The 26,257-nt window shown below is 66.4% G+C and carries 22 protein-coding genes; 7 read left to right on the top strand and 15 right to left on the bottom strand.

Translation table 11 applies throughout. From position 1 onward, the window contains the following. The first annotated feature begins 602 nt into the window (after positions 1–602). The 6 genes from EG885_RS17260 to uxuA are packed head-to-tail and all read left to right on the top strand — an operon-like array spanning position 603 to position 6,465. Positions 603–1,292, top strand: coding sequence for a GntR family transcriptional regulator (locus tag EG885_RS17260; RefSeq protein WP_242679721.1), 690 nt, complete (start codon positions 603–605; stop codon positions 1,290–1,292). Positions 1,293–1,337: 45 nt separating this feature from the next. Then, the gene (locus EG885_RS17255; RefSeq protein ID WP_131576978.1) at positions 1,338–2,303 is read left to right on the top strand and encodes a TRAP transporter substrate-binding protein; all 966 of its coding nucleotides are present in this window, start codon (positions 1,338–1,340) and stop codon (positions 2,301–2,303) included. A 53-nt stretch (positions 2,304–2,356) separates the two neighbouring features. Then, positions 2,357–2,857, top strand: a complete 501-nt coding sequence (locus tag EG885_RS17250; RefSeq protein ID WP_131576976.1) for a TRAP transporter small permease — start codon at positions 2,357–2,359, stop codon at positions 2,855–2,857. After that, positions 2,857–4,134 carry a TRAP transporter large permease gene (locus EG885_RS17245; protein WP_131576974.1) on the top strand — a complete coding sequence of 426 codons (1,278 nt, stop codon included), beginning with the start codon at positions 2,857–2,859 and terminating at the stop codon, positions 4,132–4,134. The genes EG885_RS17250 and EG885_RS17245 overlap by 1 nt, the downstream gene beginning before the upstream one ends. 7 nt (positions 4,135–4,141) lie before the next feature. Beyond that, positions 4,142–5,212 carry an L-idonate 5-dehydrogenase gene (locus EG885_RS17240; protein WP_131576972.1) on the top strand — a complete coding sequence of 357 codons (1,071 nt, stop codon included), beginning with the start codon at positions 4,142–4,144 and terminating at the stop codon, positions 5,210–5,212. A gap of 29 nt (positions 5,213–5,241) precedes the next feature. Beyond that, positions 5,242–6,465, top strand: a complete 1,224-nt coding sequence (gene uxuA, locus EG885_RS17235; RefSeq protein WP_131576970.1) for a mannonate dehydratase — start codon at positions 5,242–5,244, stop codon at positions 6,463–6,465. Between the two features lie 52 nt (positions 6,466–6,517). Here uxuA and EG885_RS17230 read toward each other — a convergent pair whose 3' ends face one another. The 7 genes from EG885_RS17230 to EG885_RS17200 all read right to left on the bottom strand — a co-directional run bounded on the left by EG885_RS17230 (position 6,518) and on the right by EG885_RS17200 (position 16,420). Then, a complete protein-coding gene (locus EG885_RS17230; protein ID WP_165571183.1) occupies positions 6,518–9,373 on the bottom strand; it encodes a calcium-binding protein in 2,856 nt (951 codons plus the stop codon). Between the two features lie 511 nt (positions 9,374–9,884). Continuing rightward, the gene (locus EG885_RS17225) at positions 9,885–11,318 is read right to left on the bottom strand and encodes an alkaline phosphatase D family protein (protein ID WP_131576966.1); all 1,434 of its coding nucleotides are present in this window, start codon (positions 11,316–11,318) and stop codon (positions 9,885–9,887) included. 116 nt (positions 11,319–11,434) lie between these two features. Then, positions 11,435–12,943, bottom strand: coding sequence for a tripartite tricarboxylate transporter permease (locus EG885_RS17220; RefSeq protein WP_165571182.1), 1,509 nt, complete (start codon positions 12,941–12,943; stop codon positions 11,435–11,437). Next, positions 12,940–13,413 (bottom strand): tripartite tricarboxylate transporter TctB family protein, encoded by a 474-nt coding sequence (locus EG885_RS17215; RefSeq protein WP_131576962.1) that lies wholly within the window; start codon positions 13,411–13,413, stop codon positions 12,940–12,942. The genes EG885_RS17220 and EG885_RS17215 overlap by 4 nt, the downstream gene beginning before the upstream one ends. Before the next feature lie 54 nt (positions 13,414–13,467). Next, on the bottom strand, positions 13,468–14,448 hold the full coding sequence (locus tag EG885_RS17210) for a Bug family tripartite tricarboxylate transporter substrate binding protein (protein ID WP_131576960.1): 981 nt from the start codon (positions 14,446–14,448) through the stop codon (positions 13,468–13,470). A 234-nt stretch (positions 14,449–14,682) separates the two neighbouring features. Next, a complete protein-coding gene (locus EG885_RS17205; protein ID WP_131576958.1) occupies positions 14,683–15,408 on the bottom strand; it encodes an RraA family protein in 726 nt (241 codons plus the stop codon). Position 15,409: 1 nt separating this feature from the next. Further along, a complete protein-coding gene (locus EG885_RS17200) occupies positions 15,410–16,420 on the bottom strand; it encodes a hydroxyacid dehydrogenase (protein ID WP_131576956.1) in 1,011 nt (336 codons plus the stop codon). A gap of 157 nt (positions 16,421–16,577) precedes the next feature. On the opposite strand from EG885_RS17200, the gene EG885_RS17195 reads away from it, so the two are divergent. Beyond that, positions 16,578–17,489, top strand: a complete 912-nt coding sequence (locus EG885_RS17195; protein ID WP_131576954.1) for a LysR family transcriptional regulator — start codon at positions 16,578–16,580, stop codon at positions 17,487–17,489. Positions 17,490–17,508: 19 nt separating this feature from the next. On the opposite strand, the gene EG885_RS17190 is transcribed toward EG885_RS17195, so the two are convergent. The 8 genes from EG885_RS17190 to EG885_RS17155 are packed head-to-tail and all read right to left on the bottom strand — an operon-like array spanning position 17,509 to position 25,889. Continuing rightward, complete coding sequence (locus EG885_RS17190) at positions 17,509–18,186, bottom strand: RraA family protein (protein WP_131576952.1); 678 nt, start codon at positions 18,184–18,186, stop codon at positions 17,509–17,511. An 11-nt stretch (positions 18,187–18,197) separates the two neighbouring features. Beyond that, entirely contained in the window at positions 18,198–19,190 is a 993-nt protein-coding gene (locus tag EG885_RS17185; protein WP_131576950.1) for a hydroxyacid dehydrogenase, read from the bottom strand. Beyond that, the gene (locus tag EG885_RS17180; protein WP_131576948.1) at positions 19,187–20,026 is read right to left on the bottom strand and encodes an HpcH/HpaI aldolase/citrate lyase family protein; all 840 of its coding nucleotides are present in this window, start codon (positions 20,024–20,026) and stop codon (positions 19,187–19,189) included. Before EG885_RS17180 ends, EG885_RS17185 begins: the two co-directional genes overlap by 4 nt. Beyond that, positions 20,023–21,198 carry a CaiB/BaiF CoA transferase family protein gene (locus EG885_RS17175; RefSeq protein WP_131576946.1) on the bottom strand — a complete coding sequence of 392 codons (1,176 nt, stop codon included), beginning with the start codon at positions 21,196–21,198 and terminating at the stop codon, positions 20,023–20,025. The genes EG885_RS17180 and EG885_RS17175 overlap by 4 nt, the downstream gene beginning before the upstream one ends. After that, positions 21,195–22,277, bottom strand: coding sequence for an ABC transporter ATP-binding protein (locus EG885_RS17170; RefSeq protein ID WP_131576944.1), 1,083 nt, complete (start codon positions 22,275–22,277; stop codon positions 21,195–21,197). Before EG885_RS17170 ends, EG885_RS17175 begins: the two co-directional genes overlap by 4 nt. After that, on the bottom strand, positions 22,270–23,988 hold the full coding sequence (locus tag EG885_RS17165; RefSeq protein ID WP_131576941.1) for an ABC transporter permease: 1,719 nt from the start codon (positions 23,986–23,988) through the stop codon (positions 22,270–22,272). The genes EG885_RS17170 and EG885_RS17165 overlap by 8 nt, the downstream gene beginning before the upstream one ends. Positions 23,989–24,043: 55 nt before the next feature. Next, positions 24,044–25,138 (bottom strand): ABC transporter substrate-binding protein, encoded by a 1,095-nt coding sequence (locus EG885_RS17160; RefSeq protein WP_131576938.1) that lies wholly within the window; start codon positions 25,136–25,138, stop codon positions 24,044–24,046. A gap of 13 nt (positions 25,139–25,151) precedes the next feature. Beyond that, a complete protein-coding gene (locus tag EG885_RS17155) occupies positions 25,152–25,889 on the bottom strand; it encodes an IclR family transcriptional regulator (protein ID WP_131576935.1) in 738 nt (245 codons plus the stop codon). Positions 25,890–26,257: the final 368 nt, after the last annotated feature.

Here is a 26,257-nt window from a genome sequence, read left to right as displayed (position 1 = left end):
TTCCCCGCCCCTCCCTCGATCAAATCGCCTTCGGTGGTCCCGGTCAGGGTATCGTTTCCGGGTGTTCCCATGATTGTCGCCATCACAACCTCGCTGAATGATAAAAACCGCACCACCCCAAGTGCCGGACGGTGGACAGAACCCAAATCAGATGATCGCCGTCCCAAGACGCTACGGGGGTCCAAGCGTTAAGTCCTATCTCACCAGTAAAAAAATCGTGCGATCAGATCGCACGGCAGGCAATTCAGATGTGGCCGAGGCTGATGTGCCTTCAGGACCGGCAATCCGTGCACGGCATCAGGCCTGCACGGTGAAGCGGATATGGAGGTCAGACCAGTGTGCCCGACGCTTGGCCTGCAATGACCCTTTTGGTCACACCGGGCTCTGCCCGAGAGGCGGCCCTGAACCAGGGCCGTCGTCGGAGCAATGGACAGGATCAACCGAAAGGTCATGATCAGGGCGACAAGCGATCCCGGGTCCAGATCCCGCCGGGCCCAGGCTCTGCTGACGCGACACGGCCACGCGTGCCCCAGCACGCCGCGCACAAAATCCGCTTTACTGGTATGGTAGTATAGCTTACACGACCCTCAGGAGGCCGCGCCATGACACCTGCCCCGAAACCCGATGCGAAGATCATCCATGTGCGGATGAATGCGGCCTCGCAGCTGGTCGATCATCTGCGCGCGGCGATCATGGACAATGCCCTGCCCCCCGACACCCGCCTGTCCGAGGTGGACACCGCTCAGCACTACGGCGTCAGCCGCCAGCCCGTGCGCGAGGCGTTCATTGCGCTGGCCGCGCAAGGCCTGCTGGATGTGCGGGCGCAGCGCGGCACCTTCGTCACCCGCATCTCGCTGCCTGCGGTGATGGATGCGCGCTTTGTCCGCGAGGCGATCGAGGCCGATATCGTCAAGCTGCTGGCCGCCGATCCCGATCCCGCGCTGGTGGCCGATCTGCAGGGTCAGGTGATCCGGCAGATGGACCTGCCCGGCGGTTCGGCCCGCGATTTCATCGAGGCGGACGAGACGTTTCACCGCACTCTGGCCGAGGGCGCGGGCAAGGCCAGCGCCTGGCGCGTCGTCGTGCAGATGAAGGCCCAGATGGACCGCGTGCGGTTCCTGTCCAGCCTGCATTTCCCCGTCGCCCGCCTGATCGGCCAGCACCGCGCGCTGGTCGCGGCGATCGCCGCCGCCGATGTGGCCGGCGCCGAGGCCGCGATCCGCACGCATCTGCAGGGGATTCTGGCCGATCTGCCGGTCATCCGGCAGGAACGCCCCGATTACTTTACCTGACAGACACCCCGGCCCCGCCGGATCATACCTTGGAGGAGGAACACCATGACACTGACCCGCACGATCTCTCTTGGCCTTGTGGCCAGCCTGATGGCCGGCACCGCGATGGCCGCCGATGTGACCCTGAAACTGGGCCATCTGGCGAATGAGGAAAACATCTGGCATCTGGCCGCCCTGCATTTCGCCGAGGAAGTCGCCGCAGGCACCGAGGGCCGGGTCGAGGTTCAGGTGTTCCCCAACGAATCCCTCGGCAAGGAAATCGACGTCATCAACGGCATGCAGCTGGGCACCGCCGACATGACGATCACCGGCGAAAGCCTGCAGAACTGGGCGCCCAAGGCGGCGCTGCTGGCGCTGCCCTATGCCTATCGCTCGCTGGAGCATATGGACGAGGTCGCCTCGGGCGAGATCGGCGACCAGATCGAGGCCGAGATCATCGAGAATGCCGATATTCGCCCGCTGACCTATTTCGCGCGCGGCCCGCGCAACCTGTCAGCAGGGCGCGAGATCACCTCGCCCGATCAGCTGAACGGCTTCAAGCTGCGGGTGCCGAACGTGCCTTTGTTCGTGACCGCATGGCAGGCGCTTGGTGCCAACCCGACGCCAATGGCCTTTTCCGAGGTCTTCACCTCGCTGCAGAACGGCACGATCGAGGGGCAGGAGAACCCGCTGGCGCTGTTCCAGTCGGGTGGCTTCTACGAGGTGCAAAAGACCGTCAATCTGACCGAACATGTGCGGTCCTGGATCTATCTGACCATTTCCGAAAACGCGTGGGGCAAGCTGTCCGAGGCCGATCAGGCCGCCGTGCAAGCCGCCGCCGACAGCACGCAGGCCTTTGAACGCGAGCTGTTTCTGGCCGACGAGCAAGAACTGGTGGCCGAACTGGAGGCCGAAGGCGTGACCTTTGTCGAAGTCGATCAGCAGGCCTTTGCCGATGCCGCCCGCGACGCGGTGATCGGCGCCGTGGCCGAGGATATCCGCCCGCTGGCCGAACAGATCTTCGCCGACTGAACCAACGCGGCGGGGTGCCACGCATCCCGCCCCACTCTTGCGGAGGGCAATCCATGACACAGGCGTTCAAGGGGCTGGAGGCGCTGTGCCGCCTGTCGATCCTCGCGGCCTTTCTGATCCTGTCGGCCTCGGTGCTGCTGCAGGTCTTTTCGCGCAGCTTTCTGGCCACCGCCCCGGTCTGGACCGAGGAGCTGACGCGGTTCTGCCTGATCTATATCGGCGCGCTTGGTGCCGGTCTGGCGCTGCGCAGCGGCGACATGGTGAATGTCGATCTGCTGTGCGAAAGCCTGCCGGGACGCTGGCCCTGGTCGCTGCGCCTGCTCAGCGCGGTGCTGACCGCGCTGTTTGCGGGCGGGCTGCTGGGCGCCGCGTGGCAATATACCCGGATCGGGGTGCGCCAGACCGCGCCGTCGCTTGGCTGGCGGATGGATTTCCTGCACGCCTCGATGCTGATCCTGTTCGCCGCCCTTGGCCTTTGGGCCCTCATGCGCATCTTCGAGATGCTGACCGGCCGCCATGACGGGCGCGCCATCCCGATTTCGGAGGATCTCTGATGGGTCTCACCCTGCTTCTGGGCGTTTTTGTGGTGGGCCTTGCCATCGGCCTGCCGGTGGCGGTGACGCTTGGCCTGTCGTCGATGGCCTATCTGCTGTTCGCCGACATCCCCTTCGTCGTGATCCCGCAAAAGATGTATGCGGGCATGGACAGCTTTGTGCTGCTGTGTATTCCCGGCTTTATTCTGGCGGGCAATCTGATGAATTCCGGCGGCATCACCGAACGGATCATCCGCTTTGCCAATGCGCTGGTCGGCTGGATGCGCGGCGGGCTGGCGCAGGCCAATATCGCCGCCTCGATGCTGTTCGGGGGCATCTCGGGGACCGCTGTCGCCGATGTCGCCTCGGTCGGGGGCATGATGATCCCCGGCATGAAGAAGGCGGGCTATCCGGCGGCGTTTTCGGCCGCCGTCACCGCCGCATCATCGACCGTGGGGCCGATGATCCCGCCAAGCGTGCCGATGATCATCGTCGGATCGCTGTCGGGCATGTCGGTGGGCCGCCTGTTTCTGGGCGGCGCCATTCCCGGCATCCTGATGGGTCTGATGATGATGATCACCACCGTCATTCTGGCCCGCAAGCACAGCTTTCCCCGCGAGCCGTGGAAGGGCCTGAAAGAGCTGTTCAGTTCCTTCACCGGCGCCATCTGGGCCATCGCCATGACCGTGCTGATCGTGGGCGGGCTGCTGACCGGCTATACCACGCCCACGGAAACCGCGATCGTCGCCTGCCTTTATGCGATGCTGGTGGGCCTGTTCATCTATCGAGAGCTGCCATGGCGGGCGATCCCCCGGATCATCACCAACAGCGCCATCAGCTCGGCCGGGATTCTGGTGCTGGTGGGCACGGCCAACGTGTTCGGCTGGATTCTGGTGTCGGAACGCATCCCCCAGATGCTGGCCGATGGCGTGCTGTCGATCACCGACAACAAGTTCGTCGTGATCCTGCTGATCAACCTGCTGCTGCTGTTCGTGGGCATGTTCATGGAAACCATCGCGGCGCTGATCATCCTGTTCGTGCCTTTGCAGACCTTGGCTCTGGCGGTGGGGATCGACCCGCTGCATTTCGCGGTCTTTGCGGTGATGAACCTGATGATCGGGCTGACCACGCCGCCGGTGGGGGTGTGCCTGTTCGTCGCCGCCAATATCGCGCGCCTGCCGCTGTCGCCGGTGATCCGGGCGATCACGCCTTATATCATCACCAACCTGATCATGCTGCTGATGGTCAGCTATTTCCCGCCGCTGTCCACCTGGCTGCCCAACACTCTGATGCCCTGAGGCCCCCATGACCGATCCCACCCAGACCCGCGTCGTCCGCCTGAACGGACAGGACGACCTGACCATCGCCACCACCCCCCTTGCGGCCCCGGGCGCGGGAGAGGTCCGCGTCGCCGTTCTGGCGGGCGGCATCTGCGGGTCCGACCTGCATTACTGGCAGGATGGCGGCATCGGCACCATCCGCGTCCGCGAACCGATCATTCTGGGGCACGAGGCCTCGGGCCGGATCGAGGCCGTGGGACCGGGCGTGACCGGTCTGGCGGTGGGGCAGCTGGTCGCCATGAACCCCTCGCATCCCTGCGGGGTCTGCGCGTTCTGCGCGCAGGGCCTGCCGCATCACTGCATGGCCATGCGCTTCAAGGGATCGGCCATGTATCTGCCGCATGAGCAGGGGATGTTCCGCGACCGCATGGTGATCGGCGCGGCGCAATGCCATCCTCTGCCCGACACGATCACCCCGGGCGCCGCCGCCTGCGCCGAGCCTCTGGCCGTCTGCCTGCACGCCGCGAACCGGGCCGAGGCGATCGCCGGGCCGCTCGCGGGCAAGACGGTGCTGGTGACCGGCGCAGGTCCCATCGGCACGCTCTGCGTGGCGGTCGCCCGGCAGCGCGGCGCGGGCACGATCATCGTGACCGATATTCAGGACGCGACGCTGGCCGTGGCCGGGCGGATGGGCGCGGATCATCTGGTCAATCCCATGACCGACCCCGACGGGCTGGCGCCGTGGCAACAGGACAAGGGCGGCGTCGATCTGGTCTTTGAATGCTCGGCTGCGCCTTCTGCCATTCGCGATGCGGTGGCCTGCCTGCGCCCGCTTGGGACGCTGCTGCAGGTGGGGGTCGCGGGCCCCACGCCGATGCCCCTGAACCTGATGGTCGGCAAAGAGATCGTCTTTGCCGGATCGCACCGCTTCGACACCGAATTCGCCGAGGCCGTCCGGCTGATCGGCGCGGGCCAGATCGACCCGCGTCCGATGATCACCGCGACCTATCCCATGGCGGATGCCGGGGCGGCCTTCCGTGCAGCCTCTGACCGCGCGCAATCGGTCAAGGTGCAACTTTCCTTTGCCGACAGCTGATCGGCCCGCTGACAGAAAGACCAAAAGACATGAGACAGACCTGGCGCTGGTTCGGCCCGAAAGATCTGGTTTCCATCGACGACATGCTGCAGGCGGGCGTCGAAGGCGTCGTCACCGCCCTGCATCACATCCCCACGGGTCAGGTGTGGACCCCCGACCAGATCGCCGAACGTCAGGCCCAGCTGGCGGTGATGTCGGATGGCGCGCCCTCGGGTCTGGCATGGGAGGTGGTGGAAAGCCTGCCCGTGTCCGAGGATATCAAGCGCCAGACCGGCGACTGGAGGCTGCATATCGAGAACTGGAAGACCTCGATGCGGCATCTGGCGGCGGCGGGGATCGAGGTGATCTGTTACAACTTCATGCCGATTCTGGACTGGACGCGGACGGATCTGTCTTACCGCCTGAAAAACGGCGCCACCTGCATGCGCTATGACGCGCTGGATTTCGCGGCCTTCGATCTGTTCATCCTGCAACGCAAGGGCGTGGCGGACGATTACACCCCCGAAATGCAGGATGCCGCCCGTGCCCGGTTGGCGACCATGTCGGATGCCCGTCGGCAGGAGCTGACCGGCAATGTCGTCTTTGGCCTGCCCGGTGCTGCGGAACGCATGTCGCTGGACGACGTCAAGGATCATCTGGCCCGCTATGACGCCATCACCCCCGACCGCCTGCGCGGCCATCTGGTCGATTTTCTGGCCGAGGTGACGCCCCTGGCCGAGGAGCTGGGGATGCGGCTGTGCTGTCATCCCGACGATCCGCCCTTCCCGCTGCTGGGCCTGCCCCGCATCATGTCGACCGAGGCCGATTATGCCGCCGTCATGCAGGCCGTCGATCTGCGCGCCAATGGCATCACGCTGTGCACCGGATCGCTTGGCGCGCGGGCCGACAACGACCTGCCGGGCATGATGACCCGGCTTGGCGACCGGGTGCATTTCCTGCATCTGCGCAATGTCGCGCTGGAAGAGGCCCATCTGGGCGGTTCCTTCCACGAGGCCGCGCATCTGGAAGGCAATACCGACATGGTCGCCATGATCGCGGCGATCCTGTCCGAAGAGGCGCGCCGCCGCGCCCAAGGCCGGGCCGACTGGCGCATCCCCTTTCGCCCCGATCACGGGCAGGACATTCTGGATGACCAGACCCGCAAGGCCCAGCCAGGCTATCCGGCGATCGGGCGCCTGAAGGGGCTGGCCGAATTGCGCGGCATCGCCACCGCCCTGTCGCATCCCCTGGTCAGCGCCGCCCCGCAGGGCTGACCGGTATCAGCCAAGGGGCCGGTCCGAAGACCGGCCCCTTTGTCATCCCGCCCTACAGGATATCGACATAGACGTCGGTCAGCGTCCCGCGGAAATTCGCCAGCAGGATCGAGTCGCCCCCATCGAAGGTGATGAGCGTCCCGGAATCGGTCAGGGTGATACGCTGCTGCAGCGCCTCGATCGTCGTGGCACCGCCCAGCAGCGCCGCATCCAGACGCAGGACATCGCCCTGTCCGGTCGAGAAATCGGTGATGCGCAGGCTGTTATCGCCCAGATCAAAGACGAAGGTGTCGGCGCCGCCGCCCCCTGTGGCCACATCCTGCCCCGGCCCGCCGGACATCCAATCAGCCCCCAGTTCGCCCAGCAGCGTGTCATTGCCCGACCCGCCATACAGCGTGTCGTTCATGCCGCCGCCATTCAGCAGATCGTCGCCCTCGTCGCCATAAAGCGTGTCCTGACCGACCCCCCCGCGCAGATCGTCGTTGCCGGTGCCACCGGACAGCAGGTCGTTCTGACCGCCGCCATCCAGCGTGTCGTCTCCGCTGTCGCCATAAAGGGTATCGTTGGCATCCTCGCCATAAAGGACGTCATCCTCGGACCCGCCATGCAGGGTATCCATTCCGCCGCCGCCATAAAGCGTGTCGTTATGCTTGTCGCCGAACAGCTGATCGTTGGACGCTTCGCCATGAAGGACATCGTTGCCGTTACTGCCCCGCAGCGTGTCGTTGCCGTTGCCGCCGTACATCAGATCGTTGCCGCCGTCGCCCGACAGAAGGTCGTTGTTGTCCCCGCCGAACAGCGTGTCATGGCCGCCACCGCCATAAAGCGCATCATCGCCCAAACCACCGGTCAGCAGATCGTTGCCATTGTCGCCATACAGCCGGTCATTGCCGCCCTCGCCGTCCAGCACATCGTTGTGCAGGCCGCCGCGGATCAGGTCATTGCCCGCGCCGCCATACAGCCTGTCATTGCCAGTGCCGCCGTCGATCAGATCGGCCTCTCCTCCACCGAAAATCAGGTCATGACCACCGCCGCCGGACAGCTGATCGGCGCCGACCCCGCCTTCGGGATCGCCATAGATGGTGTCATTGCCCACACCGCCGGTCAGGATGTCGATGCCGGGACGGCCCTGCAGCACCAGATCGACCGGGGCGGGGGCGGCAGGCCCGACAATGCCCTCGGGCGGCAACAGCGCGGCCGCCACCTCGTCCAGCCGGTCGCCCATGCCCAGCATGATGATCTGCCCGCCGCCGGGCAGGGTGATGCGCAGATCGCGCGGCCCCGCACCGTCCCAGTCAATGGACTGGGCCTGCGCGCGGAAATCATCCGCTGAAAATCCCGCCTCGTTGACGATCAGCTGATCGCCATCGGTGGGCGAGAAGTCGACCAGAATCGTCTGGCCCCGGGGATGGGCGACAAAGATGTCCCCGCCCGCGCCGCCATACATCTGGCTGATGCCCGCGCCGCCGATGATCAGATCGTCGCCACGACCGCCGAACAGATGGTCATGACCCGACAGGCCGCCATCGACCCGGTCGTTGCCGTCCTGCCCGTACAGGAAATCGTCCAGGATGCTGCCGGTCACCCGATCGTTGCCGGACCCGCCATACAGGAAATTGTTCGCGATGGCGCTGCCGGTCAGCGTGTCATTGCCGCCATGGCCAAAGCCCGAGCCCAGAAACTGCGCGATGTCCATCTCGTTATAGGACTGGTAGTCGGGATCGGTCGTCTGGTTGCGCAGCCGCCCCCGGATCAGCGTGATCTCGACCGTCTCGCCAGCCGCCTGCGCGGGATCCTCGCCGCCAAGCGAATAGGCGTCCATCGCGGCGCCAAAGCTGCCCTGCTGGACATAGCTCAGCGTGCCGTCGGGATCCATCCGCGACAGGACCGACCCGCCATACTGGCTGCCGGTGAACCAGCTGACGGCGACGCCATTGTCGGCGAACCAGTCATAGATCTGCGTAAAGCCCTGAACCTCGGTGCGGTCCGAGAACAGGTTGTAAGCCTCGTTCCCCTGCGCATTGGTTTCGGTCACGACCAGCGTGTCGTTCAGGATCGGCGCATAGATCTGATCCAGCATGGCGCGCAGCACATCGGGGTCCGAGATGCCCTCGGTGCCCAGCCAGCCCGGATACAGATGCGCGGACCAGACCAGACTGTCGCCCAACCCCTCGCGGATGTAATCCAGCGCGCTGCCATCGCCCATCGCGATATCGGCCAATTGCTGGAACTGGGCCGAATAATTCCAGCCGCCAACCATGATCTGCGCGCCGCCGGCGCGGCCCTCGATCATCTGCCCCAGCTGAACCATATGTTCGGCATAGAGCGACACGAATTCCTGCAAGGCCTCGGGGCGCGACGCGGCATAGAAGGTCGCCTGATTATAGGCGGCGGGTTCATTCACCACCTCATGGGCATAGACGGCGTCCTTGACCGACGGATGGGCATCCATCCAGTCCAGCATCATCGTCCAGCCCTGCTCCATCCGGTCATAGACCTCGCCGGTCAGGCCGTCGCGCATCTGCCCGACCGCGTCGGGGCCTTCGGCGGTCAGGGTCTGGGCCGCGCCCTCCATCTGGACCATGATGAAGGTAAAGCCTTCCTTGGCGGCGGCTTCCAGAAACCCTTCGAAGTCGGGATGCAGCGTGCCATCCGCGTTGAAGCTGTTCAGGTTGAACGGCACCCGCAGGGTCGTCACCTCGGGCAGGGCGTCGCGCAGGCGTTCGGCATACAGTTCGGGTTCGCCGAACATGCTGGTCGGTCGCGTCTGGAACTCGCTTTGCCACAGATAGTATTTGTCATTGGCCGCCAGATTGCCCGCATAGGTGCCATTGGCCTTGTCGATGACGATCTGATCTTCCGCCTCGACCTGAAGGTTGATGATGTTCAGATGGGACGTACTTGCCATGCGCAGATCTTCCATGCGGTGCCCGAAGCTGCAAAGAAAGGCGCGCAGGTTCGCGGCGGTTGATCCGGTAATTCTGCACCAAACCGTTCGTTGCAGAATCGCCTTGCGCAAGGCTTAGAACACCCCAGGTTGCAGAGATAGTGTTATGTTCGCGGCGGCGTTGCGCGGGGCCGGACGCACGCATCCACAGCACGCGGATGTGGTTCCGGGGTCACAGCCCAAGGCCGGTCGGGCCGGTCGGACGGGGGGCTGCGACAGGCCTTGCGGCGCCCCTGCCCGGCGCCTCATGGCATTCGAACGCCACCCGTCCGGGGGGCATGGCCCGCGCCGCCATCGGACCTATCCCGCCCAATTCATTGACGGAACCACAAGGCCTGTCACCCCTTCTGGCCCGGTCCCGACGGGGCAAGGATCTGCTGCCGACCCGCGCCCGACGGGCCGCAGGGCCGACCGCGCGCGGGGGACATGCCCGGCTTGAGGGTCATGCTTCACGAAGCCGTGTCAGATGGGCCTAAAGCGCCAGAGGTGCGGTCAGCCCGCTGATCTCAAGGTTCCATCGTGCGTCCCAATCGCCGGACCGGCGTTCAAGGACCAGAAAATTCCGTTCCGCGACATAGCGCCCGCGCTGCCCGGGCAGTGGCTTGATCCGGATCGGATGGCCGGGCAGCGGGTTCTCGCCCAGCCACGCCAGGGCCCCCAGAAACCGCGCCCATCCCTTGGGCGGTGCCCGGTGCGCAATCCCCGAGGCCACCAGCTGATGCAGATGCAGCCCCTTGCCCAGATCCATGACCGCGCGGGTCGCCAGATGAATCTCGCCCGAGATCGCGGTCACGTCATGACCGTCCTTTTGCGCCATGTCGCGCACCAGCCCCAGAACCCGGCGCCATTCGTCGCGATGCGAGCGGCTTTGCCACTGATCGCGCAGGTCATCCTCGTATTTCTGCATCCGGGGGATGGCGACCATCACCGCCTCCAGCAGCGACATGCGCGGACCCAGCAGGGGAACGCTGGACATCAGCAGGGTGTGCCCCTGCGCCGCGCGCCCGGCCTCGGCCTCCATCATGTCCCAGCCTCCGGTGCCCATGATGGTGCGGCGCGTGCGTTCGGACCGCAGATCGGGCGCCAGAATGCGCAAGCCGGGGGCATGGATGGTCCAGCCCAGATGCCCGCCCGCCGGATCGGCAAAGCGACCAGGCAGATCGCCCGCGACCGTGCCGTGCTGGAACAGCAGAAAACTGTCGCGCGCAGCGCCGAACAGGGCCTGACCCACCGCCGATCCGGTGCGCGACGGGCGCAGCGACCCCCAGCCATCGCAGATGTCGTGATCGTCCCATTGCATCAGCGAGGGCACGCGCGCCGCCAGCCAAGCCAGTTCCGGCGCCGCATAAAGCGCGGCATAGCGGTCGAAGAACCGCGTCCGCAGATGGTCGCGCAGATCGGCCAGTGCCTCGGGCGACGGGTTGTCCGGCACATGATCGGGCCATTCATCGCTGAGCGGATGGCCGCGCGTCACCTCGTCGGCATAGACCTGATCGCCGCCATGCAGCATCAGCGCGAAGGGCTGGCGGCGGTGATCGTCGCGCAGGCGCGACCACATGGCGTTGCGTTCGGACCCCTCGCGATCCATGTCGCCGATCTCTTCGCCATTGCACGAGACATAGGCCAGCCGCAGATCGCCGGTCAGATCGCCCGCGACCTCGAAGGTTTCCCCGTTCCAGCGATAGGACGATGCGCGGTCGGCAGGCAGTGCAAAGCGGACCCGCCAGACCGTGGCATGGGCATAATCCGCCAAGGCGACGGCAGGCACCGCGCTGCCCGGCAACTCGACCGGCGGGGGCACGTCGCCTGCCGCCACGATGAACAGGGCGGACAGGATCATCCGGCCATCCGCGACATCGTCAAGCAGCAGGATCGGGCCAACGGGGTGGGGGTTCGGATGCGACATTCCACGCAGCTAAGCGGGCCGCGCCCGGATCGCAATTGCCTGATCCATCAAAAGCAGGCGAGCGGCAGCCCCGGTCGCGTCAGGTGCAACGCGACCGGGCAATGTGGGCCCCGCCGTCAGGCGGGCAGGCCTTGCCGCCGCCGCCGGGCCAGCAGATAGGATCCGACCCCCAGCAGCAACAGCCCGGTCGTGATGACCAGCACCACCCCGCTGATCGGGCGCTGCAGAAAGACCAGCGGATCGCCCCGGCTCAGCAGCATGGCGCGGCGGAAATGTTCTTCCATCATCGGGCCCAGCACAAAGCCCAGCAGCATCGGCGCAAGCGGAAAGGCCATCAGCCGCAGCGCATATCCAACGATCCCGAAGCCCGCGACCAGCAGCACATCCGCCGCACTGCCATTCACGCTATAGGTGCCGATGCAGATGAACATCAAGACCGCCGGGAACAGCCAGTGATAGGGCACCGTCAGCAGCCGCACCCACAGCCCGATCAGCGGGATGTTCAGAACCAGCAGCAGCAGGTTCCCGATCCAGAAGCTCATGACCAGCCCCCAGAACAGATCGGGCTGTTCGGTCATCAGCTGCGGTCCCGGCGCGATGCCGTGGATGGTCAGCGCGCCCAGCATCAGCGCCATGGTGGCGCTGCCGGGAATGCCCAAAGCCAGCGTCGGGATGAAGGCGGTCTGATCGGCGGCATTATTGGCCGATTCCGGGCCGGTGATCCCCTCGATCGCGCCCTTGCCAAAGCGGTCGGGATCGGTGGCGATCCGTCGTTCCAGCGCATAGGACATGAAGGCGGCGATGGACGGGCCGGTCCCGGGCAGCGCGCCGAAGAACGACCCCACCGCCGAACCGCGCAGGATCGGGCGCCACGACCGGCGCAGGTCGTCACGGGTCGGGCGCATCGCGGCAAAGCCCACGCTGCTGCGGTCGATGTCCCTCGCATCGACCTTGCCGACGCTGGAGATGACCTCGGACAGGCCGAACAGGCCAAGCGCCAGCGCGACCAGCGCCACCCCGTCGGTCAGCTCGATCAGGCCAAAAGTGAACCGGCGGGTGCCGGTATAGACGTCCGATCCGACCAGCCCGGCCAGCATGCCCAACGCGACCATCACCAGCCCCTTGTTCATCGTCGAACTGGACATGGTCGAGGCCGCGACCAGCCCCAGCAGCATCAGCGAGAAATACTCGGCGGATGAAAACTCCATCGCCAGCCGGCTGATTGATCCCGAAAACCCCATCAACAGCAGGATCCCGATCGAGCCGCCGATGAACGAGGCCACGGTGGTCATCAGCAGCGCCACCCCCGCCCGGCCCTGCCGCGCCATGGGATAGCCGTCCAGCGTGGTGATGGCGCTGGACGGCGTGCCGGGCACGTTCAGCAGGATCGAGGCCGTGCTGCCGCCATAGCTGGTCCCGTACCAGATCCCCGCCAGCATGATCAGCGCCGCCGTCGCATCCAGCTGGAAGGTCAGCGGCATCAGCATCGAAATGGCGGCCAGCACGCCGATGCCGGGGATCACCCCCAGCAGTGTGCCCAGAAACACGCCGACAAAACACCACAGCAGATTGTTCAGCGAGAGGGCCACCTGCAGGCCCAGAACCAGATTGTCGATCATGCTCATCCCCAGGACCAAGCGAACAATGGAAAGGGCAGACCAAGGGCAAAGCGGAACATCACCGCCGCCAATGCCGCCAGCGCGACCGCCAGCACGGCCACGCTGCGCGCCCGGTTCTGCCGGTCGGCGAATGCGGAAATGCCCACTACGACCAGAACCGCCGGAACCAGACCCATCGGTCGCACCAGCAGCGCAAAGCCCACCACCCCGGCCAGCGCCAAAATCGCGGTCCGGGTTTCGAACCGGTCGCCATCATGCGGGGGATCCAGCGATGCAGGTTGGCCCGGCAGCGCGGTCAGCGCGATGGACGCGCCCAGAACCGCGATGGCGACGCCCAGACCCATCGGAAACATCCCCGGCCCCATCCGCCTGAGACTGCCCAGGGGGTAATGCGCGATCGTATAGGCCGCGACCGCGATCCCCAGCGCCGCAACGACAAGGCCCGCGCCCAGATCGACCCGCTTATTCATCGTCATGATTCTTCCTCCCTGATGGCGGGCGCGCGGGGATGCGCGCCCGGCCCGATGACCTCAGCGCGCGGGGGTCAGCCCGGCCTCGTCGATGGTGCGCGACCATGCGGCGACATCGTTGGCGACCAGCGCCGCGAATGCGTCGGTCGTGCCGCCCATGGCCACGCTGCCCTGCAGGGCCAGCGCCTCGCGCAGGTCGGGATCCTCAAGCGCGGTGTTGATTGCGGCGTTCAGGGTCTGCACCACATCGTCCGGCAATCCGGCGGGTCCGACGACCGCCTTCCAGTCCTCGGCCGAATAGCCGTCATAGCCAAAGGACGCGACGGTCGGCACGTCGGGGGTCAGCGGATAGGGTTCCGCCGAGGTGACGGCCAGCAGCCGCACGCTGCCCGATTGCGCATGCGGCAGCACGCTTGGCAGGCTGCCGATATAGAAAACGACCACGCCGCCCATCACATCCGAAATGGCCTGCGCCACGCCGGTATAGGGGACGTGGTCCAGTTCGGTCCCGGCGCGCTGCGACAGACGCTCGATCGCCATATGGGCGACGGTGCCCGACCCGGGCGTGGCATAAAGGACCGAGCCGGGATCTTGGGTCGCCGCCTTCATGATCGCGCCGAAGTCGGCATAGGGGGAATCGTTGGCCGCGATGATCGCCATGGGCTGGGACGCGACGGGCACGATCGGGGTGAAATCCGTCAGGGGATCATACTGAACCTCGGGGTTCAGGGCGGGGCTGACGGCCATGTTGGCGGTCTGCGCCATGCCGATGGTCAGCCCGTCGGGCGTGGCGCGCGACAGCTGGTCCAGCCCGATGGTGCCCCCCGCCCCCGGCTGGTTCACCACGACAAAGGTCCAGCCCGTATCCCGAGAGATGCGGTCGGCCAGCTGGCGGGCGGGGATGTCGGTGCCGCCGCCGGGCGGAAAGGGCACGATGATCTGGATGTTGTCGGTCGGATAATCCTGCGCTGCGGCAAGACCGGGCAGCAGGGCCTGCGCCACAAGGGCTGCGGCGAACAGGGGACGGATGGTCGGTGTCATGGATATCTCCTCCTCAGATATGACGGGGTCGTGCGGGATCGCCCGGCGAAAGCAGGGGCTGGCCGGACCTTTGGGTCGGGCCGGATGATGCGGGGGCGCGGGCCCAAGGGACTTGCCGCGGGGTCAGGCCGTGCGAACCGTCAGGGACCGCGGACCGTGAGAGGGCGGACCCTCTCGGACTACGGGCCCTGAGACGACCATCCCTGAGACGACGGCCCTGAGACAGCGGGCCTGTCAGGCGGCAGGCTGGCGGTGTCGGGCGGTGTCGGGCGTCACCTCCACGGCCCCGGGCATGACGCAGCCCTTGCGGCGCAGCGCCTCGTCGACCCAGGACCGGTCGTTCTGGCCTGCCGCGATCTGGACCATCAGCCGCGCCTCGGCGGCCTGCTTGGCGGCGGCGCGGGTCAGGACATCCGCGACATCGTCGAAGGGCACCGACAGCACGCCGTCGCCATCGCCCAGGATCAGATCGCCCGGTTCGATGACCATCCCCTCCAGCGCGATGGGCACGTTGACCTCTCCGGGGCCGTCCTTGTAGGGGCCGCGATGGGTCACGCCCATCGCCCAGACCGGCAGGTTCGCGGTCAGAAAGGCATCCGCATCGCGGATCGCCCCATAGATCACGAACCCGCCGACCTGACGGCGGATGGCATAGGCCAGCATCAGATCGCCCATCAGCGAATTGGTCAGATCGCCCCCGGCATCGACGACGATGACATCGCCCGGCTGCGCCATGTCGATGGCCTTGTGGATCATCAGATTGTCGCCCGGACGGGTGCGCACCGTCAGCGCGGGGCCGGCCAGCGATCCGCTGCGGTGAAAGCGTTTCAGGCGCGGGCCGGCGGCGCTCATCCGGTGCATGCAGTCGCTGACATTGGCCACCGGAAAGGCCGCACAGCGGGCGATCAGGTCGGCCGGAACGGTGCGGCGGCGGGGCAGGATGCGAAAACCGATGGTCATGTCAGGCAGTCTCCTGTTGGCGGACGGCGTCAGACCCGTCCAGTAGATGGCGATTGGCGATGCGCGCGGGCGGAACGGCGCGCCCTTCCAGCAGATCGATGGCGATGCGGATCGCCTCGACCCCGACGCGGGCATTCGCCTCGGCGGTGACGCCGCCGATATGGGGGGTCATCACGATGGCCGGTTCGGACAGGAACGGATGATCGGCGGGCGGCGGTTCCTGCGCGAAACTGTCCAGCCCCGCACCCGACAGATGCCCCGAGCGGACCGCGTCCAGCAGCGCCGGGTCATCGATCAGGCCGCCGCGCGCGGTGTTGATGATCACCGCCCCCTGCGGCAGCACCGCAAGGCTGCGGGCGTTCAGCACCCCGCGTGTCGCATCGGTCAGTGGGCAATGCAGGCTGACGATGTCCGATCCCGCCAGCAGGCTGTCCAGATCGGCATGACGCATCACCTCGAGGCGGTCGAACAGCGCCGGATCGGCATGCGGATCATGCGCCTGCACGATCAGCCCCAGCCCCCGCGCCATCGGCACCAGGGCCTGCGCGATGGCACCCAGACCCACCAGTCCGATCCGCAGGCCCGCGATTTCGCGGCCCGCAAAGCCGGGTTTGTCCCACCGCCCGGCGCGCAGGCCGGCATCCAGCGGCCCGATGCGCTTGGTCACCGCCAGCATCAGTGCCAGCGCATGCTCCGCGACCGAGACCGCATTGGCGCCGGGCGATGACAGGACCGGAATGCCCCGCGCGGCGGCGGCCGCCAGATCGATATTGTCCACCCCCGCCCCGTGCTTGGATATGACGCGCAGCGCCCCCGACGAGCCGATCGCCGCCGCGTCCAGCACACCCATCCGCGACAGGATGGCGACCGCACCGGTCTGGCGTAGCCGGTCCTGCAACAGCGCGCTGTCGGGATAGGCCGGGGTAAAGGCCAGCGCATAGCCCCGGTCATGGGCCAGACGGACGGCTGCCGGATGCACGGCCGGACCTGTCACCAGAATGGTGTCGGACATGATGTCTCCTCCCTCCCGCAGTGGCGGGGGCGTCTTGATGGGTTGCGGCGGGACTCTCCCAAATCCCTGGTCTCTCCGTGTCTTCAGGAATAAATGAAAGCAGTTCTTCACAAAAGCGCGAAAATCTGTAGTTTAAAGTAAGCAAAACTGGTGGATCATGGATACGAGACAGCTGCGCACCCTGATGGCCATCGTCCAGCATGGCAGCTTTGGCCGCGCTGCCGAGGCGGTGCATGTCACCCCCTCGGCGGTCAGCCAGCAGATGCGCGCGCTGGAGGATGAACTGGGCACGATCCTGTTCCAGCGCAGCAGCCGCCCGCCGACCCTGACGGCGCATGGGCTGCAGGTGCTGGACATGGCCCGAGACATCCTGCACCGCGAGGAAGAGGCCCGCGCCGCCATCACCGGGCACCGGGTGGCGGGCACGCTGATGCTGGGATCGGTGCGCACCAGCGCCCTTGGCCTGTTGCCCCGCACCATCAAGGACATGCGCGTCCATTATCCGCAGCTGAAGATCAACCTGCGCATCTCGAATTCGGTGGGGTTGATCGCGGATGTGGCGGCGGGGCGGCTGGATGCGGCGGTGGTGGCCGAAAATCTGGCCCTGCACCAATCCGTGCGGTGGAGCCCGTTTCTGCGCGAACCCCTGTGGCTGATCACGCCGCGCGACATGGCGACCGGGCGCGATCCGGCGACGCTGCTGGCGACATGCCCCTTTGTGCGGTTCCAAAGCCCGGTGCCGCTGGCCAGCCTGATCGACACCGAACTGGCGCAGATGGGCGTCGTGACGCAGGACGTGGCCGAGATGGACTCGGTCGCCTCGATCATGAGCTGCGTGATCGAGGGGATGGGCATCTCGGTCGTGCCCGACATCGCGCTGCACCGGGACGAGGCCGACAATCTGGTCCGCCTGCCCTTTGGAAACCCGCAGATCCACCGCCAGATCGGCCTGATCGAACGCAGCCGGTCATCCGCCCGCGCCGGTGTCATCACCCGGTTTCACGACATTCTTGCCACCGCCTGCGGCGCCTATGGCGTTCCCCGCAAGGGCGCCCCCGAAGGGGGCTGACAGGGCACGGCGTCAGGGTTCAGTCGCAGAATTCGCAGCCGCCTTCGGCCAGAGAGCGGTCGACCCATGACCGGTCCATCGTCCCGGCCCTTGTCTGCGCCATCTGCCGGGCCTCGGCTGCATGCTTGCTGCGCGCGGCGTCCAGAACCCCGGCGGCATCGGCTGCGGCGACGGCCACGACCCCATCGTAATCGCCCAGGATCAGATCGCCCGCCGCAATGACCGTGCCGCCGATCGAGATGGGAAAGCCCAGCTCTCCGGGGCCGGTCTTGTAGGGGCCGCGATGGGTGATCCCGAGGGCATAGACCGGCAGATCCTGACCCAGAATCTCGCCCGCGTCGCGGATCGCGCCGTTCAGCACGAACCCGGCCACGCCGCGCTGCACCGCGTGGGCCAGCATCAGCTCTCCCATCAGGGCATTGGTTATGTCTCCCCCGGCATCCACCACGATCACATCGCCGGGCGCGGCGATGTCGATGGCCTTGTGCAGCAGCAGGTTGTCGCCGGGCCGGGTGCGCACGGTCAGCGCAGGACCGGCCAGCACGCCGCCGCGATGCATGGGCCGCATCTGCGGCCCGAGGGCTGTCAGGCGCTGCATGGAATCGCTGACATTGGCGACAGGTAGGGCGCGGAAGGCGGCGATCAGATCGGGGGCGATCCGGGTCCAGGTGGTCTTGATGCGGAAACCGGCGGTCATGTGTGGTCCTCTCAGGCGGACAGTTGCGAAGGGCGGGCAAGGCTGCGGTCGTCGGGCGGGTTGCCGTCCAGCACGCTGATGATGTGGCGGGCGGCGATTCCGGCCATGGCTTCGGCCGATCCGTGGGTGACCCCGCCGATATGGGGGGTCGCGGTCAGGGTCGGCAAATCCCACAAGGGATCGTCCGCCGCCGGAGGCTCGGTCTGGAAACTGTCCAGCGCCGCCCCGGCCAGGGCGCCCGATCGCAGGGCAGTGGCCAGCGCGGCCTCGTCGATCAGGCCGCCGCGCGCGGTGTTCACGATGACCGCGCGCGGCGCCATCAGCGACAGGCGGCGGGCGTCGATCATGTGGCGGGTGGTGGCGGTCAGCGGGCAATGCAGGCTGAGGATGTCCAGCATCGGCAGCATCGCATCCAGATCGGCCGCCACGGCAAAGCCGTCGACCTGCGCCTGCGCCGGGTCGGGGTCGTGGACCACGACCTCCATCCCCAAAGCCTGCGCCATGCGGGCGGTTTCGCGGCCGATCCCGCCATAGCCGATCAGCCCGATCACTGCGCCCGCGATATCGCGCCCGATGAAGCTGGGTTTGGGCCATGCGCCCGATTTCACGGCGGCGTTCAGCGGCTGGATATCCTTGATCAGCATCAGGGCCAGCGCGATGGCATGTTCGGCCACCGCGCGCGAATTCGACCCCATCGCGCGCAGCACGGGGATGCCCCGCGCCGCCGCCGCCGCCAGATCGATATTGTCCACGCCCACGCCATGCTTGACGATCACCCGCAGCCGCGGGGATGCGCCGATCACCAGATCGGTGATGCGCCCCTGCCGGACCATGATCGCATCGACCTGATGCTGGGCCACCCGCGCCGCCACGGCCTCGGGCGGGTCATAGGGCGGCGAAAAGACCACGTCGATGTCGTGATCGTTCAGCAGCCGCACGGCGCTGGCTGCGATCTGGTGATGGGTGACAAGAACGCGGCGCCTGCGGCCTGCGGGGGTGGTCATCGGCTTTCTCCTGCCTGATCCAGCAATCTTTGGGCGCGGGTGACGATGGGCGCGTCGACAAAGCGGCCCTCCAGCGTGAAGGCCCCGCGCCCGGCGGCGGCTTGCCGGGCGTTTTCGGCGACCACGCGGCGCGCCCAGTCCAGCTGCGCAGAGGTGGGCGCAAACCCCTCGTTCAGCAGCGCCACGACGGAGGGATGGATGCAGCTGGCGCCGTCAAAGCCGAAATCGCGCGCCTCGGAGGCGGCCATGCGGATCGCATCCGCATCGGTATAATCGACGGTGCTGCGGAACATGCCAAAGGACAGCACGCCTGCCGCCTTGGCGGCGTAATGGATCATCAGCTTGGGCAGGCGCAGCACCTCGGGCAAGGGAAGGGCACCCATCGCGGTGGCCAGATCCTCGCCCCCCGAGGACAGGGCCAGAACGCGCGGCGCCCTGGCAATGGCGCGGGCCTCGAACAGACCGTTGGCGTCTTCGATCAGGGGGACGAAGGCGATGGGCGCGCGGCCCAATTCAAGCGGTGCCAGATGGCGGGCCAGATCGTGCAGGATGTCGGCATGGCTGACCTTGGGCAGATACAGCGCATCCGCCCCGGCCCGCAGGGCGGCGGCGGCATCGTCATGCAGCCGGTCGGTCATGTTCACGCGCACGAAGACGCGGCTGCCATGCGCGGCGACCTGCGGCACGGTCTGGGCCAGCGCGTCGCGCGCGGCGGTCTTGTGATCTTCGGGGACGGCATCCTCCAGATCGACGATGACGGCATCGGCGCCGCGCTGACCGGCCTTGTCCAGAAACCGAGGCATATTGCCCGGCACATACAGCAGCGACCGGATCATGACGGACCCCGCGTCATGCCGATCTCGGCCAGGATCTCGTCGGTATGCTGGCCCACCTGCGGGGCGGGACGGCGAAAGCCGCCGGCGGTTTGCGACAGGCGGGGAAAGACGTTGTGCTGGGGCAGGCTGCCATGATCGGGATCCTCGACCTCGACGATGACGCCGCGTTCGGCGAAATGCGGATCGGCGGCGATATCGGCGATGTCATAGACCGGGCCGACCGTGGCCCCCGCCGCCCGCATCGCCGCCAGCGCCGCATCGCGGTCGCGCTGTGCAAACCATGCCGCGATGGACTGATCGACCAGATCGCGATGGACCACCCGCGCGGCATTGGTGGAAAAGCGCGGATCGGTCTTCATCCCCGGCTGGCCGATCACGTCGAAGATCCGCAGCGCCACGGCCTGCGTCGATCCCGACAGCGCCAGATACCGCCCGTCGGCGCAGCAATAGACATTGCGGGGCGACACCGTGTTCGACGCCGAACCGGACCGTTCCTTGACCTTGCCGGTGGTGCGGTGGATCGCGGCCTCGGGGCCCAGCATGGCAAAGATCGGCTCCAGCAGCGACAGATCGATCACCTGCCCCTGAACATCGCCGCGTTCGCGCGCGAACAGCGCCATCATCGCGGCGTTGGCCCCGGTGATCCCGGCGATCATGTCGGCCAGCGCCAGCGGCGGCAGCACCGGTTCGCGGTCGGGAAATCCGGTGCGCGCGGCATAACCGCTCATCGCTTCGACCAGCGTGCCAAAGCCGGGCAGCATCGCATAAGGCCCGGTCTGCCCGAACCCCGAGATGCGGACCGTGATCAGGCGCGGGTTCAGGCGCGCCAGCATGTCGGGGCCAAGGCCCATCTCCTCCAGCGTGCCGGGACGGAAATTCTCGATGAACACATCCGCCGTTTCCAGCAGCCGGTGCAGCACCGCCATATCCCGGTCCTGCCGCAAATTCAGCGCGATCGAGCGTTTGTTGCGGCCATAGGTCTTCCAGTGCAGCGATTGCCCGCCATCACGCCAGTCGCGCAGAGGATCACCCTGCAGAGGTTCGACCTTGATCACATCGGCGCCGAAATCGCCCAGCTGCAGCGACATCATGTTGCCCGCGACCAGCCGCGACAGATCGATGACGCGGATGCCGTGCAGGGGGCCGCGCAGGGTCGGATCGTGCCGGATCATCCTGACGCCCCCCCGAATTTCTCGGCGAAGACGGCGCAATGTTCGGCGGGGATATGGACGATGACCGACGGTTCGGTGATCTCGAACGTGGTCTGGATGCGGAACTCGACCGGACCGGACCGCACGACATATTGCCAGACCGACCCCAGATAGACCTTCTGGTCGACTGTCACGCGCAGGCAGTTCGGCCCCATCTGCGCCACGACCGCGATCCGTTCGGGCCGCACGGCGACGACCAGCGCCCCGTCGGCGGCGGCGCGTCCCGGCGCGGTGGTCAGTTCGGTGCCGTCCGCCAGCCGCACCGTGGCGCTGTCGGTGCCCGCCTGCACCATCATCCCGTCCAGGAAGTTGGACGAGCCGATGAAATCGGCCACGAAACTGTCGGCAGGCCGTTCATAGATGTCGCGCGGGCTGCCCAGCTGGCGCATCCGGCCCATGCTCATGACCGCGATGCGGTCGGACACGGCCAGCGCCTCTGACTGGTCATGGGTGACATAGATGGTGGTGACGTTCAGGCGTTCCTGCAATTCGCGCAGCCAGACGCGGGCGCGTTCGCGCAGCTTCGCATCAAGGTTCGACAGCGGCTCATCCAGCAGCAGCAGGGGCGGGCGATAGACCAGCGCCCGGGCCAAAGCGACGCGCTGCTGCTGGCCGCCCGACAGCTCGAACGGGAAACGCTCGGCATAGGGCAGCATCTCGACCAGCCCCAGGGCCTCGCGGATACGCTCGTCGCGTTCGGCCCGGCCCATCTTTCGCAGGATCAGCGGAAAGGCCAGATTGTCCGCGACGGTCTTGTGCGGCCACAGGGCATAGGACTGGAACACCAGCCCGATATTGCGGCGTTCCGGCGGCACGGTGACCCGTGGATCGCCGTTGAACAGCACCTTGTCGCCCACCCGGATGATGCCCGAGGTCGCATGGTTCAGTCCCGCCACCGCAAAGAGCGAGGTCGACTTGCCGCAGCCCGACGGCCCCAGCAGGGTCAGAAACTCGCCCGAGGCGACATGGATGCTGAGATTTTCGACGGCGGTGATGGCGCCGTATTTGATCGTCAGGTTTTCTAAGATCAGATCAGCCATAGATCTTGGCTCCCAGCAGGCGGCGCGCGAAAAGGACGAACAGCGCCGTGATGATGACTTGGATGGTGGCAAGGGCCGACACCGGGCCGTTATCCCCCTGGGCCACCAGCTGCAGCATGGTCGTGCCGATGATCTCGGACCCTGGCTGATACAGAAAGGCGGCGGTGACGTATTCCTTGAAGAAATGGATGAACAGCAGCGCGTAACAGCTGAACAATGCGGGTTTCAGGATCGGCACGACGATCCGCGTGACCGTGGTCCACCAGTCGGCCCCGGCGATGCGGGCGCCGCGGTCCAGCTCTTCGCCGATCTGGGCCAGGGCGGGGGCGATCGCACCGAAACCCACGGGGATATAGCGGACCATGAAGGCGATGATCAGCACCGCGATCGTGCCCCGGATCATGTCCGCACCGGGCAGCCAGATCACCGCGTAAAAGAACCCCAGACCGGCGATGATGCCTGGCAGCGAGCGGGGAAACAGCGCCACATATTCCAGCGGGCGGCGAAAGCGGAAATCGGACCGGCGCGCGACCAGCGCGATGATGGTGATGAACACCGTCCCCAACGCCGCGCCGATGGCCGAGACCAGCACCGAATTCCAGATCGACCGCATATAGGTCGAGGAATTGAAGACCAGTTCGAAATTGGCGGTGGTCAGCACCTTCCAGAACGGGATCAGCGGCGTCAGAAAGCTGACCATCGACCGCGCGAAGATACCGCCGAAGACCGACAGGATCGTCAGGAAGATGAAGGCGAAGACAAAGGCGAAGGCGGGCCAGCGCCACCGTCCCAGATCCAGGATCGACGGGCGGCTGGCCTTGCCGCGCACGGTCACGAAGCGACCCGCGCCGCGCATCAGATAACCCTGCAGCCAGACCAGAAGCGCGACCAGAACCAGCAGGATGATCGCCGCCGCGCCGACGATGCCGTATTCGGGGCGCACGGCGGCATTGATGCCCTTGTCATACAGGAATGTCGTGACCGTCTGGATGCCCGAGGGGCCGCCGAACAGCAGCGGAATGGCCAGCATCTCGATACCGACCACGAAATTCAGCACGGCGGAATAGATGATCGCGGGGCGGATCATCGGGATGGTCACCGACCACAGCGCCCGGAACGGCCCGGCCCCGGCGGAACGCGCGGCATCCTCCAGCTGCGGATCGGCCTTGGTCACGGCGGCCAGACACATCAGATAGGTCAGCGGCGCCTGACTGAGGCCCGCCACCACGCCCATGCCGGTAACGGTATACAGATCCCAGGGCGCCCCCCCCAGATAGGTCCGGGCCGCCAACGTGATGAACCCCGAGGGCCCGTACATGGTGAACCAGCCAAAGGCGATGACAAGGTTCGACACGAATAGCGGCCAGATGAAGATCTCGCCCATCCACGACCGGCCGGGCAGGTTCGTGCGCCCGACCAGCACTGCCATGACAGCGCCGAAGACCTGCGCCAGAACCATGGTCAGCGCCCCGAAATAGAGCGTGTTGAAAAAGATCCGCGCCATCCCCGGCTCGGTCGCCAGTCTTGCGAAATTGCCAAGTGTGGGGGCGGCGGTGCTGTCATACAGCGGCTTGTCCAGAAAGGCCTGAATCACGATCGGCAGGATCGGTCCGGCGACCAGCACCGTCGTCAGGACGGCAACCCCCCAGAAAATCAGGCGTGACCGGTCGATCGGCTGCCGCATGGCGCCGGTATCGCGAGTATCCGTCATCGTTGCATCCATGAAGCAGGCCGGGCGGCGGCAGCGGCCACCCGGCGGTTGCGGATCAGTTCCCGGCCAGCGCCGCGTTCCACGTCTCGACGAAAGGCCCGGCCTCGGTGATCAGGCGTTCGTCAAAGCCCGCGACGATCAGGTTGTCCGCGCCGATCAGTTCGGCGATGCCCTGATAGGTATAGCGGACCTGATCCTCGGGGACGTCGTCGCGATAGGGGACCAGACCGCCCTGCCCGACCAGCGTCTGGCCTTCGGTCGACAGCGCGTAATCCATGAACAGCTTGGCCGCGTTCATATTGGCCGCGCCCTTGGCGATGCCCATGCCGCGCAGCATCATGATCGTGCCGTCATCGGGAAAGGCAAAGCCCAGAATCTCGCCGCCCGGCTGTTCCAGACGCGGAAAAATGGTGATGCCGGACACCGCGACGCCCATGACATATTCGCCGGTCGCGATCTTTTCGTTCATCGGCCCGCCCGAGGTTTCCCCCCGGATCATCGGGCCGATCCGGCGCAGATTGTCCCAGCCCTCGTCGCCCTTGGCATCCATATAGCTCCACCATGCGGCCAGCCCAAAGGAATTGCGCGCCGCGTCATAGGTGGTGATGCGCCCGTCGAAGGTGCCCGGATCGCCCTCGGCCGCAGCGGCCAGCGAGGCCAGACCGGTCGGGCGCTGCGCCTCGTCCAGCAGGGCGGCGTTATAGGTGATGACCAGCGGGTCCGCCGACATGACCGTCACGCCCGGATAGGGTTTGGCGAAATCGGGCAGATGGGCCAGTTCGGGGCTGTCATAGGGCTCCATCAGCCCGTCCTTGCCATAGCTCGCCCAACGGTCATTGGCGCCCGACACCAGAATATCCGCCGTACGGCTGGACGATCCCTGCTCGGCCTCCCACCGGGAATGGACCGTGCCCGATCCCAGATCGATCGTCTCGACATCGATCCAGGGGTAGCGCGCCTCGAACCCCTGCAGGATCGGGGCCCAGTTGTTGTCGGCCATGTTAGAATAGATCGTCAGCCCGCCTTCGGCGCGCGAGCCTTCGATGATCGCGTCATAGCCGTCGGGATAGTATTCCGGCAGATCCTGCGACAAGGCAGCCGAGGGCAGGGCCAGCAGCAGGGCTGCGGCCAGTCTGGTGGACGTCGTCATGAGGTTTCCTCCCTTACATGATGGTGGTCGCGCGGCGTGCGATTTCCTCTGTCACGGCGCGTGCGGTGTCATGGACGACCTTGCAGACGCTGTCGCCTGCCGCAGTCATCCGCGATTGCGGTCCCGAGATGTTGATGGCCCCCAGCACCGTGCCCGACCGCGACAGGATCGCGGCGGCGGCCCCTGCCGCCCCCTCGATCACGCCGCGCGGATTCAGATAGACGCCGTCGCGCCGGGCCATCGCGATCATCCGGGCCAGATCCTCGGCCTCGGGCTCAGGCAGGCGGGCGGCGTAATCGGCGATGGCCTCATCGCTGCCTGCAGCCAGAATGACGATGCCGCTGGCGACCTTATGCGCGGGCCGGGTGATCGCGATATTGCGGTCATAGCGGATTTCCCGATCCGGCAGGATCTTGTTCAGATAGCGGATATCCGTTCCGTCCATCACCGCCAGAAAGCCGCTTTCCTGCGTCAGAAGCACGGCCTTTTCGATCAGCGGCGCGGCCAGCGCCAGCAGGGCGCCATAGTTTCGCCCGTCGCCCGAAATCTCGCCGGGCAGGCGGCGCAGGACATAGTCGCCCGCCGGGTCGCGTTCCAGATAGCCCCGTTCGGTCATCGTGCGCAGCATCTGCAGGGCGCTGGACTTTGGCATGCCAAGGGCCGCCGCCACCTGCGTCAGCGATGCCGTGCCGGGATGCGCGGCAAACCACTCGATCAGGTCCAGAATTCGTTCGACGCCCCGTCCGCTCATTCGCTCCGTTCACTATATTGAATTGGTTCTATATTATGAATATCACCCCCCTATGAGCCTGTCAACAGGTCGATGTCGCGCGATAGGTTGGCCTGTCGGCAAGCTGATGGCAAACGGCGCCCCCATCGGGGACGCCGTGGACAGGAATGTCGGTGGGGCAGGAAAACCTGGGGGTTTTGCCGGGGCAGACCCGGTGGCGTCAGTCCTGTCCGCGCAGCACCTGTGCAGGGCGGGCAGCCAGCGGGCGCCAGGCAAAGGCCAGCCCGGCCAGCAGCGTGACGATCACCCCCGTGGCGATGATCAGCAAAGCCGACCACGGATCGAACCGGTAAGGCAGATCCATGACCAGCCGCGTCACCGCCCATCCG

Source organism: Paracoccus nototheniae, assembly GCF_004335005.1.
Taxonomy (GTDB): Bacteria; Pseudomonadota; Alphaproteobacteria; order Rhodobacterales; family Rhodobacteraceae; genus Paracoccus; species Paracoccus nototheniae.
This window is presented reverse-complemented; position numbering and strand designations above follow the sequence as displayed.